9 protein-coding genes and 1 pseudogene are annotated in these 10,869 nt (G+C 62.4%); 6 read left to right on the top strand and 4 right to left on the bottom strand.

The features are described from left to right. Positions 1–71 precede the first annotated feature (71 nt). Positions 72–527, bottom strand: a complete 456-nt coding sequence (locus ACFY68_RS02420) for a transposase (protein WP_387522993.1) — start codon at positions 525–527, stop codon at positions 72–74. Positions 528–1,054: 527 nt separating this feature from the next. On the opposite strand from ACFY68_RS02420, the gene ACFY68_RS02415 reads away from it, so the two are divergent. From ACFY68_RS02415 to ACFY68_RS02400, 4 genes are all read left to right on the top strand, one after another. Next, on the top strand, positions 1,055–1,318 hold the full coding sequence (locus ACFY68_RS02415) for a hypothetical protein (RefSeq protein ID WP_387522991.1): 264 nt from the start codon (positions 1,055–1,057) through the stop codon (positions 1,316–1,318). A 32-nt stretch (positions 1,319–1,350) separates the two neighbouring features. Continuing rightward, entirely contained in the window at positions 1,351–1,566 is a 216-nt protein-coding gene (locus ACFY68_RS02410) for a DUF3077 domain-containing protein (protein WP_346615297.1), read from the top strand. A gap of 200 nt (positions 1,567–1,766) precedes the next feature. Then, the gene (locus ACFY68_RS02405) at positions 1,767–3,707 is read left to right on the top strand and encodes an FTR1 family protein (protein WP_387522989.1); all 1,941 of its coding nucleotides are present in this window, start codon (positions 1,767–1,769) and stop codon (positions 3,705–3,707) included. A 134-nt stretch (positions 3,708–3,841) separates the two neighbouring features. Continuing rightward, positions 3,842–4,294, top strand: a complete 453-nt coding sequence (locus tag ACFY68_RS02400) for a YaiI/YqxD family protein (protein WP_387522987.1) — start codon at positions 3,842–3,844, stop codon at positions 4,292–4,294. On the opposite strand, the gene elbB is transcribed toward ACFY68_RS02400, so the two are convergent. After that, positions 4,295–4,960 (bottom strand): isoprenoid biosynthesis glyoxalase ElbB, encoded by a 666-nt coding sequence (gene elbB / locus ACFY68_RS02395; protein WP_387522985.1) that lies wholly within the window; start codon positions 4,958–4,960, stop codon positions 4,295–4,297. Positions 4,961–5,073: 113 nt separating this feature from the next. On the opposite strand from elbB, the pseudogene ACFY68_RS02390 reads away from it, so the two are divergent. Further along, positions 5,074–5,700 (top strand): annotated as a pseudogene (locus ACFY68_RS02390) (sterol desaturase family protein); the annotation flags it as partial. A gap of 501 nt (positions 5,701–6,201) precedes the next feature. Here ACFY68_RS02390 and ACFY68_RS02385 read toward each other — a convergent pair. Then, a complete protein-coding gene (locus ACFY68_RS02385) occupies positions 6,202–6,846 on the bottom strand; it encodes a DedA family protein (RefSeq protein ID WP_346615238.1) in 645 nt (214 codons plus the stop codon). Between the two features lie 215 nt (positions 6,847–7,061). Between ACFY68_RS02385 and ppk1 the strand changes: the two genes are divergently transcribed. Further along, positions 7,062–9,302, top strand: coding sequence for a polyphosphate kinase 1 (gene ppk1, locus ACFY68_RS02380; protein ID WP_387522983.1), 2,241 nt, complete (start codon positions 7,062–7,064; stop codon positions 9,300–9,302). Here ppk1 and ppx read toward each other — a convergent pair. Next, positions 9,289–10,791: an exopolyphosphatase gene (gene ppx, locus ACFY68_RS02375; protein ID WP_387522981.1), complete on the bottom strand. Its 1,503-nt coding sequence runs from the start codon at positions 10,789–10,791 to the stop codon at positions 9,289–9,291. The two genes, ppk1 and ppx, sit on opposite strands and share 14 nt — an antisense overlap. Between the last annotated feature and the right edge of the window lie 78 nt (positions 10,792–10,869).

Genomic DNA, 10,869 nt, shown 5'->3' with positions numbered 1-10,869 from the left:
CACTCTTTAGGGCAGTCCATTCTGTGGGAGCCGGCTTGCCGGCGATGGGGCCATCACAGGCAACGCCCCAATCAAAGCCAGATCGCATCCCAATGCGGATAGTCACCTACCCGCTCAACCAAGCCCGCCCGCTTCGGGTTCATGACGATATACCGCGCCATGGCCCGCACATCTTCTTCTCGCCGCAAAGCCCTGTCATGAAACCCCTTCTGCCAAAGCCTTCCATACCGCCCCTGGTGCCGGTTGATGGCACAAGTGCTACGCGACTTCACCCGGCGCATCAGGGTCTTGAGGCTCACTGGCCCAAGCTCTATCAGCCAATGGAAGTGATCAGGCATCACCACCCAAGCTAGAGACCGGGCGGCACCTTCTTCCTCAGCCTGGCGAAACTGGCTGACCAACAGGCGGGCCGACTGAAAGCCCCTCAGCACCGGGGCTCTGTGCAATGTCGTGCTAGTGAGCAAATACAGCCGATTTCTTTCTGAAAAGCGGCCGACCCTCAACTGGTCTGAATGGGGACGATCCATGTGCCCTGCCTCATGATGGTTTGCTCATCAGGCTAGTAAGAATGGGGCTGATGGATCGGGGTGCAATTGACACCTGGTGTTTCAGCGGTGGCTTCATCGCCGGCAAGCCGGCTCCCACAGGCATTGCACCAAGCCTGAGCCCTGCGCCGAGCCTGTGGGAGCTGGCTTGCCAGCGATTGAGGGCAAAGGCCTCGCCATGGCCACTAAGCCGTAAGACATTTCCGAACCTGAAACCAAATGCTTCAGTTCTCTTCCTGCGTCGAATTATCCTACGGCGCCTGTCGGAAGCTGCCGTCTTTGCTGGAAAGCGCTCCAGGAATAATGTCCATGGGTCGCCTCGCAAGGCGATCGGGCGTGAGACACCCGGTCTACATTCGGTAGCACCGCTTAATGGTGGTCGTGCACGGGCAGGCTTCGGTCTGGCCGGGGTTACCGTATGTCCCGGGTCTCACCCCGTGCGCGACTGCCACCTAAATCCGTGAGACGAGGAGGAATGGCAGTTTCAGCTCTTCATACGGAGATTCACCATGAAAAAACTCGTTCCCGATCCGCCCCCATCCGTTCTGCTTCTGCTCGATCCACCCACCATCTCGCTCCCCGACCCACCCACCGCCAAAGAGTGCAGCGCGCTAATCCATGCACTGACCCAGGCCGTGCAGCAGACCACCAGCGTCCTGCTCGACAGCCAGCAAGGGCCGCAGCGGGACGCCATGGGCATGAACATCCGCCTGCTATGCCGGATGATCAATGCGTTGAACGAGCATGTAGGTGTTCAAGGAGCCAGACCGTGAGCAAGCGCCCAGGCCATGCCTCGACGGCAGGCATTGAAACCTTCGACCTGTTTAGCCTGAAACCTGATGTGCCGTTCGACCATGCTTTCTCGCAACTCTCGGTGCTACTCGGCTGCATCCGTCACCTCACCACCGAAGCTGAGATGGAAAACGATCGTGTCGCCGGCAGTGCAGCGCGGATTCTCAGTGAGATGGCCAAGGCATTGATTGATGATCTGGAGCGGGGGATGAGCAAGGCTCTTCAGTGAGCTTGTCTATGGGGCCGCTCCGAGGCCCCATGGCCGGTAACCGGCGTCCGCAGTTACAGCTGCGAGCTCAAGTGGTGCGCTGTACGTGTGGGAGCCGGCTTGCCGGCGATGGGCTGCGAAGCAGACCCAAGCTGTTTTGTAGCAAGGTTTTTCATGAAATCCGCCCACAAACCTTGAGGTAAGAAGAGTGGAAGTGAACAATGTTCTCTTTCGCATTCCCTTCGAGTCTGGCCATGAAAACCCGTTCCCGTCTGCTCGCCTGGCTTCCAGCATTACTGCTAGGCCCGGTGCTGGCGCTGTGCAGCAGCTTGGCCCACGCCGAAGCCCCCGCCGAGGCCACCAAGGCCTTGCACCTGCTGGACTACATCGGCGCCGACTACCCGCCGACCGTGCGCGACGGCAAGGTGATCGATACCGGGGAGTACCGCGAGCAACAGGAATTCAGCGCCGTACTGGCCGACTTGGTCAAAGGCCTGCCGGCAAATGCCGAGCAAGCTGAACTGGAGCAAGGGGTACAAGCCCTGCGCCAGGCCATCGAGCAACGTCAGGAGGGCACAGCAGTCGCCAAGCAGGCCCGTCAGCTGGGGGCTCGCCTGGCGGTGGCCTACGAGGTCAGCCAGGCGCCGGTGATTACACCTGATCCGGCCCGGGGCGCGTCGCTGTACGCGCAGAACTGCTCGATCTGCCACGGTGACACTGGCGCAGGTGACGGCCCGGCTGGCGTCGGCCTGGAGCCGGCACCGGCGAACTTGCGTGATGTCGCACGCCTTGACCAGTTGAGCCTGTTCGACCTCTACAACACCCTGGCGCTTGGCATCGACGGCACCGAAATGCCGTCCTTCGCCGACCAACTCGATGACCGCCAGCGCTGGGACGTCGCCGCCTATATCGCCAGCTTCACCGCCGACCCGCAGGCTGCCAAGGGTGACAAGACCTGGAACCTGGCCGACCTGGCCCGCCAGACCCCGGCGGAAGTGGCCGCTAACGAAGGTGCCGCGTTCGTGGAAGCTTTCCGCGCCCAGCGTGCCCAGCCGCCACAGGTCAAGCGTGGCCCGGCGCAGGTGCTCGAATATACCGCCAGTACCCTGGACAAGAGCCTGGCAGCCTACCGCGCAGGCGATCACGACCAGGCCTACGACCTGTCGGTAGCGGCCTACCTGGAGGGCTTCGAACTGGTGGAAAGCTCGCTGGACAACATCGACACCCAGGCGCGCAAGGACACCGAAAAAACCCTGATGGCCTACCGGCAGGCGCTGCAGGACGGCCTGCCGGTGGCCCAGGCAGAACAGCGGCTGGCTGAGGCCAAGGCCAAGCTCGATCAAGCGTCCAGGTTGCTAGGCAGTGATGGCCTGAGTTGGTCGCTGAGCTACATTTCCGGCCTGCTGATTCTGCTGCGTGAGGGCCTTGAAGCCATTCTGGTGCTAGCTGCGATCCTGGCCTTCCTGCGCAACACTGGCCAGCAGTCGGCAGTGCGCAGCGTCAATATCGGCTGGGGCCTGGCGCTAATCGCCGGTTTTGCAACCTGGGCCCTGGCTGCTTATGTGATCAACGTCGGCGGCGCCCAGCGTGAACTGCTCGAAGGGTGCACCGCGCTGTTCGCGGCGGTGATGGTGCTGTGGCTTGGCGTGTGGATGCACGACCGCCGCCATGCTGCGGCTTGGCAGGACTACATCAAGAGCAGCCTGGTCAGCGGCGGTGGGCGTTTCGGCTTTGCCATGCTGGCGTTCTTCTCGGTGTACCGCGAGCTGTTCGAAGTGATCCTGTTTTACGAAACCCTGTGGCTGCAGGCTGGGCCTGCAGGGCACCAAGCTGTACTGGCCGGAGGCGCAACGGCGCTGGTGCTGCTGGTCGGCCTGGCCTGGGTGATCCTGCGCGGTTCGGCCAAACTGCCGCTGTCGCTGTTCTTCAGCATCAACGCCGGGCTGCTGTGTGCGCTGTCGGTAGTGTTTGCCGGGCACGGCGTGAAGGCGTTGCAAGAGGCAGGCGTGCTTGGTACCCGGCCTGTGGCGTTCTTCGAGTTCGATTGGTTGGGGATTCATGCCGACGCGTACTCGCTGGCGGCACAGGCGCTGGCGTTGCTGGCGATTGTGGTGCTTTATGGGCGAAGTCGCCTGGCCGAGAAGCGCCGGGCTGCGGTTTAGTTATTGATGCTGCCGGCCTCTTCGCGGGCAAGCCCGCTCCTACAGGTACAGCGCAAGCTTTGAGGCGGCGCGAACCTGTAGGAGCGGGCTTGCCCGCGAAGAGGCCGGTACAGCTCTGAAGAGAGAATTGCCACATGCGCATATGGATCGACGCCGACGCCTGCCCCAAGGCAGCCAAGGACCTGATCGTCAAATTCGCCCTCAAGCGCAAGCTCGAGGTCATCATGGTGGCCGGCCAGGCCGTGGCCAAGCCGGCGTTCGCCGTGGTGCGGCTGATTGTCGTGCCGAGCGGCATGGACGCCGCTGACGATTACCTGGTCGAACACGCCGCGCCCGGCGAGCTGGTCATCTGCAGCGATGTGCCATTGGCCGACCGCCTGATCAAGAAAGGCGTCGCGGCCCTGGACCCGCGCGGCCGTGAGTTCGACGAGCGCAACATGGGGGATCGGCTGGCAGTGCGCAACCTGTTTACCGAACTGCGTGAGCAGGGCCAGGTCGGGGGCGGGCAGGCGCCTTATGGCGAACGCGAGAAGCAGGCGTTCGCCAATGCGCTGGACCGTATCCTCACGCGCCTGATCAAGAGCTGATCAGTCACCCTCGTGGGTCAGCTCCAGCACGCGATCCACCAGCTTGTAGATCCCGCCAGCCGCCTCGCTGATCGACGTGGCGACCATGTACGCAGGGGTGGTCACCAGTTTGCGCTGGGTGTCTTCGACGATGTCATGCACATCGCATTCTTCATGCGTGCCGCCCATCTTGACCACTGCCGCAGCGGTATCTGCATCCTTACCGATGGTGCAGACCACGCCTGGGCCGTAGATTTTCGCCGCCAGTGCCGGCGAGATGCAGATCAGGCCAACTGGCTTGCAGGCTTCGGCAAAGGCCTCGGCCAAAGCCAGGAGCTCCGGCTGCACCGTGCACTCGGAGCCTTCCACGGCAAAATTGGACAGGTTCTTCGCTGCGCCGAAACCGCCCGGCACGATCAGCGCGTCGAAGTCTTCAACGTTGGCTTCACGGATATCTTTCACCTCGCCCCGGGCAATGCGCGCCGATTCCACCAGCACGTTGCGCGACTCGGGCATCTGCTCACCGGTCAGGTGGTTGATCACGTGCATCTGCGCGATGTTCGGCGCAAAGCACTGCACCTGTGCGCCGCGCTGGTCGAGGCGCAGCAGGGTGATCACGCTTTCATGGATTTCGGCGCCGTCGTAGACGCCACAGCCGGAAAGAATCACCGCTACTTTTTTCGTCATGCTCATTACTCCCGTGTCGAGGCGCTAAATGTCCTCTAGTTTGGCAGATGTGGCCATAGGGATTCCCATGGGTGCATCCTAATCTCTGTGGACACCCTTCGAGGCTGCTGTCCATGGACCTGATATTGCTGGCCGTGCCGTTCTTCTTCGTGTTGATTGCGGTTGAGCTGGTTGCCGACCGTGTCCGCGGCCAGCGCAATTTCACCCTGGCCGACTCGATCAACAGCCTGAGCACCGGCGTGCTGTCCACCAGCACCGGGTTGCTGACCAAAGGGGTAGGGCTGCTGACCTATGCGCTGGCCTGGGAGCACCTGGCGCTGCTGCGTTTGCCGCAGGGTGCCTGGTGGGTCTGGTTGCTGGCCTTCGTGCTGTACGACTTCTGCTACTACTGGCTGCACCGCCTGGGTCACGAGCGCAACGTGTTGTGGGCAGCCCATTCGGTGCACCACCAGAGCGAGGAATACAACCTCACCACAGCACTGCGTCAGACCAGCAGCGGCTTCATCTTTTCGTGGATCTTCTACCTGCCGCTGGCGCTGATCGGCGTGCCGCCACTGGTGTTCATCACCGTGGCCTCGCTCAACCTGTTGTACCAGTTCTGGGTGCATACCCGGCACGTTCCCAAGTTGGGCTGGCTCGAATGGGTGCTGATCACGCCGTCCAACCATCGCGTCCACCATGCGCAAAATCCTGTTTACTTGGATCGTAACTACGGCGGTGTGTTCATTTTCTGGGACCGCCTGTTCGGCACCTTCAAGGAAGAAGACCCGGCCGAACCCGTGGTGTTTGGCGTGACCACGCCGCTGGCCAGCTGGAACCCGCTGTGGGCCAACCTGCAGTTTTACGCCCAGCTTTGGGACGACGCCCGGCGCACCGAGCGCTTCTGGGACAAGCTGCGTATCTGGTTCATGCCCACCGGATGGCGCCCGGCCGATGTGGCCGCGCGTTATCCACAGGCCAAGCAGAACCTGGCCCTGTTCCGCAAATTCGAGATTGCTCTGGGGCGGGCGCAGCAGGTGTATGTGGTGCTGCAATTCGCCGTTTATGTGGCGCTGGGCAGTTACCTGATGGATGCCGCCGAGCGAGTGCCGGCAGCGGCCTTGGTGCTGGGCTGGTCGGTGATGGCGTTCGGGCTGTTCACGCTGGGGGCGGCACTGGAGGACAGGCCGTGGGCAGGGCGCCTGGAACTGGCGCGCCTGCTGTCGAATGCGCCGGCCCTGTATATGGCGGGCGCTTTGGGCTTATGGGCGGTTACGCCGCTGGCCTGGTTCCTGCTCGTGTTTTACAGCGTGCTCAGCCTCTGTGGCCTTGCTCTCTGCCGCCGCCTTGCGCTCCGCGCGCAACGTGCGAAAGCGCCGGCGCAGCCAGAGCAGGGCGCCCAGCAGCAGCAGGCCACCGAGCACCCATAGCTCGTACTTCTTCACGTTGCCCAGCATGCCTTCGAGAATGGCACCGAAGTGGTACGCGGCAGCGCCCAGTGCCAAGGCCCAGACAGCAGCGCCGATACCATTGAGCAGCAGGTAGCGGCGTGGTGGGTAGCCAGACAGGCCGATGGCCACGGGCATGACCGTGCGCAGGCCGTACACGAAGCGGAAGCTCAACACCCAGATATCGGGGTGGCGGCGAATATGCTCAAGCGCGCGATCGCCCATGGCCTGCCAGCGCGGCTTGCGTGCCAAAATCTTGCGCCCGTGGCGGCGGCCCATGAAGTACCACAGCTGGTCGCCGGCATAGCTGCCGAAGAACGCCACGATCACCACCAGGCTGATGTCCATGTACCCGCGGAACGCGAGAAATCCTGCAAGCACCAGGATGGTCTCGCCTTCGAAGAAGGTGCCTAGAAAAAGGGCAAAATAGCCGAAATCCTGCAGGAATTGTTGAAGCATTTTCTGAGGTGCTGGCGAAATGAACGCGCAGCCTACCCCTTCGCGGGCATTCGTGAAAGTGTCCAAATGTGTCTCGACGTGAACAATTCCTACAAGGACAATGGCTTTGCCCTCAAGCTGCGGCTTGCGTCAGTCTGTAACACAGGCGTCATAATGGCTGCTTATCGTCCCGCTCAATTGATGATAGGGCGTTAACGTCCTCCAGGAACGTCCAGATGAATAATGAAGTGCTAACACCTGTCGTGATCAAGGATGCCGAGGCAGTCCCTGAAGAAATGGTGCAGACCCCACCAGACCTGCCAGAGCTCCCGGAACCTGTAGTCGAGGCCGCCGTCGCGCCTGCCCCTGTGCATGCGCCCACGCCCGCCATCGCCACCCCGAGCCTGGACGACAGCAGCCTGTACATTCATCGCGAACTGTCGCAGTTGCAGTTCAACATTCGCGTGCTGGAGCAGGCGCTGGATGAGTCCTACCCGCTGCTCGAGCGGCTGAAATTCCTGCTGATTTTCTCCAGCAACCTCGACGAGTTCTTCGAGATCCGCGTGGCGGGCCTGAAGAAGCAGATCAACTTCGCCCGCGAGCAGGCAGGTGCCGACGGCCTGCAGCCGCATCAGGCGCTGGCGCGCATCAGCGAGCTGGTGCACTTCGAAGTGGAGCGTCAGTACGCGATCCTCAACGATGTGCTGCTGCCGGAGCTCGAGAAGCACGCCATCCGCTTCATCCGCCGCCGTTACTGGACGCCCAAACTCAAGACCTGGGTGCGCCGCTACTTCCGCGACGAGATCGCGCCGATCATCACCCCGATCGGCCTCGACCCTACGCACCCTTTCCCGTTGCTGGTAAACAAGAGCCTCAACTTCATCGTCGAACTCGAAGGTGTCGATGCCTTTGGCCGCGACTCGGGCCTGGCGATCATCCCGGCGCCGCGCCTGCTGCCGCGGGTTATCCGTGTGCCTGAAGAGGTCGGCGGTGCTGGCGACAACTACGTGTTCCTGTCATCGATGATCCACGCCCACGCCGACGACCTGTTCCAGGGCATGAAGGTGAAGGGTTGCTATCAGTTCCGCCTGACCCGTAACGCCGACCTGGCGCTGGATTCGGAAGAGGTCGACGACCTCGCCCGCGCCCTGCGCGGCGAGCTGTTCTCGCGCCGTTATGGCGATGCGGTGCGCCTGGAGGTGGCCGATACCTGCCCGAAACACCTGTCCGATTACCTGCTCAAGCAGTTCAGCCTGAGCGAGAGCGAGCTGTATCAGGTCAACGGCCCGGTCAACCTGACCCGCCTGTTCAGCATCACCAGCCTGGACAGCCACCCGGAGCTGCAGTACACGCCGTTCACTCCGGCGATCCCCAAGCTGCTGGTGAATGCCGACAACATCTTCAGTGTGATCAGCAAGCAGGACATCCTGCTGATGCACCCGTTCGAGTCCTTCACCCCGGTGGTCGACCTGCTGCGCCAGGCCGCCAAGGACCCGCATGTGCTCGCCGTGCGCCAGACCCTATACCGCTCCGGCGCCAACTCGGAGATCGTCGACGCCTTGGTCGATGCCGCGCGTAACGGCAAGGAAGTCACCGCGGTGATCGAGTTGCGTGCGCGTTTCGACGAAGAGTCCAACCTGCAGATGGCCAGCCGCCTGCAGGCCGCGGGCGCCGTGGTGATCTACGGTGTGGTCGGCTTCAAGACCCACGCCAAGATGATGCTGATCCTGCGCCGTGAGCAGGGCGAGATCGTGCGCTATGCGCACCTGGGTACCGGTAACTACCATGCCGGTAACGCCCGCCTGTACACCGACTACAGCCTGCTGACTTCTGACGACGCGCTCACCGAGGACGTCGGCAAACTGTTCAGCCAGCTGATCGGCATGGGCAAGACGCTGCGCATGAAAAAGCTGCTGCACGCGCCGTTCACCCTGAAGAAGGGCATGCTCGACATGATTGCCCGGGAAACGCAGTTCGCCCTCGAGGGCAAGCCCGCGCACATCATCGCCAAGTTCAACTCGTTGACCGATGCCAAGGTCATCAAGGCGCTGTACAAGGCCAGCCAGTCGGGCGTGAAGATCGACCTGGTGGTGCGTGGCATGTGCTGCCTGCGCCCAGGCATTCCGGGGGTGTCGCACAACATCCAGGTGCGGTCGATCATTGGCCGCTTCCTCGAGCACACCCGGGTGTTCTACTTCCTCAATGGCGGCGAAGAGCAGATCTACCTGTCCAGCGCCGACTGGATGGAGCGCAACCTCGACAAGCGTGTCGAGACCTGCTTCCCGGTAGAGGGCAAGAAGCTACTGCTGCGGGTGAAGAAGGAGCTGGAAGGCTACCTGACCGACAACACCCACGCCTGGACGCTGCAGCCTGACGGGCGTTACCTGCGCAGCACGCCGACCGGTAACCAGAACCCGCGAAGTGCCCAGGCGACCCTGCTGGAGCGCCTGAGCAACCCGGTACTTAACGTACGCTGAGGACGAAATTGACCCGGGCCAGCCACTCCGCCTCGTTGGCGAAGTCGGCCTGGGTCAGTTGGTTCTCTTCCAGCCAGCCCTTCGGGAAGACCACGTTCAGGCTGTTATCGGCAGCCTCGAGCTGCACCTTCGGCATCTGCTGGGTGCCACGGATGTGGTGGAACAGGATGGCGAAACGCAGGAGCACGCACAGGCGCAGCAGCTTGACGCCTTCATCGCCCAACTCGGCGAACTTGTCCTTGGGAATGTTCCGACGGTGGCCGCGCACCAGCAGGGCCATCATCTGCTGGTCTTCACGGGAGAAGCCCGACAGGTCGGAGTGCTCGATCAGGTAGGCGCCGTGCTTGTGGTAGTGATAGTGGGCGATATCCAGCCCTATTTCGTGAATTTTAGCGGCCCATCCCAGTAGATCGCGCCAATTTCCATCTTCCAGGTCCCACGCCTTGGCCACTTGGTCAAAGGCATGCAATGCCTTGCGCTCGACCCGTGCAGCCTGGCCCTGGTCAACGTGGTAGCGCTCCATCAGCGAGTTCAGGGTGCGTTCGCGCACGTCTTCGTGATGGTGGCGGCCCAGCAGGTCGAACAGCACGCCTTCACGCAGGGCGCCATCGCAGTGGTCCATGCGCTGCAGTTCCAGTGCATCGAAGATCGCTTCGAGAATCGCCATGCCAGCCGGGAAGATGGCGCGGCGGTCGGGCTTGACCCCGTCGAAATCGATCTTGTCGGCTTCACCCAGCTTGAACATCTTGCGCTTGACCCAGGCCAGGCCTTCGGCGTTGACCTCGCCACTGCCCAGGCCGCCGGCCTTGATCGCGGCGCCAATGGCACGGATGGTCCCGGACGAACCAATGGCTTCGTCCCAGGTAAGGCGGTGCAGGGCATTCTCGATGCTCATCAGCTCCAGGCGCGCAGCGGTGTAAGCCTGGGCGTAGCGGGCCGGGGTGATCTTGCCGTCGCGGAAATAGCGCTGGGTGAAGCTTACGCAGCCCATTTGCAGGCTTTCACGCAGCAGCGGCTCGAACCGTTGGCCAATGATGAACTCGGTGCTGCCACCGCCGATGTCGGCCACCAAGCGTTTGCCAGGGGTGTCGGCCAGGGTGTGGGATACGCCCAGATAGATCAGGCGCGCCTCTTCACGGCCGGAAATCACTTCGACAGGGTGCCCGAGAATAGCCTCGGCACGCTGGATGAATTCGTTGCGGTTGCGGGCCTCGCGCAGGGCGTTGGTGCCAACTATGCGTACGGCGCCTGCGGGCATGCCGTTTATCAGCTGGGCAAAGCGCTTGAGGCATTCAAGGCCCCGTTCCATGGCTTCTTCGCTGAGCTTGCGCGCGTCGTCGATGCCGGCGGCCAGCTGAACCTTTTCGCCGAGACGCTCGAGAATGCGGATCTCGGTGTGGTGAGCCTTGGCCACGACCATGTGAAAACTGTTGGAGCCTAGGTCGATGGCGGCGATCAGAGACAGGTTCTTCGCGGAGGTATGCGGCATGATCTGAGGGTTCTCGGTCGTTAACCTGGCAATCGTGCCACGATACTTGGCTGTCGCCAACGCGCGGCACGCCAAGGG

The organism is Pseudomonas sp. NPDC012596, assembly GCF_042902325.1.
In the GTDB taxonomy this organism is placed as follows: domain Bacteria; phylum Pseudomonadota; class Gammaproteobacteria; order Pseudomonadales; family Pseudomonadaceae; genus Aquipseudomonas.
The sequence above is the reverse complement of the archived record's forward strand: the minus strand, read 5'-3'. Positions and strand labels throughout refer to the sequence as shown.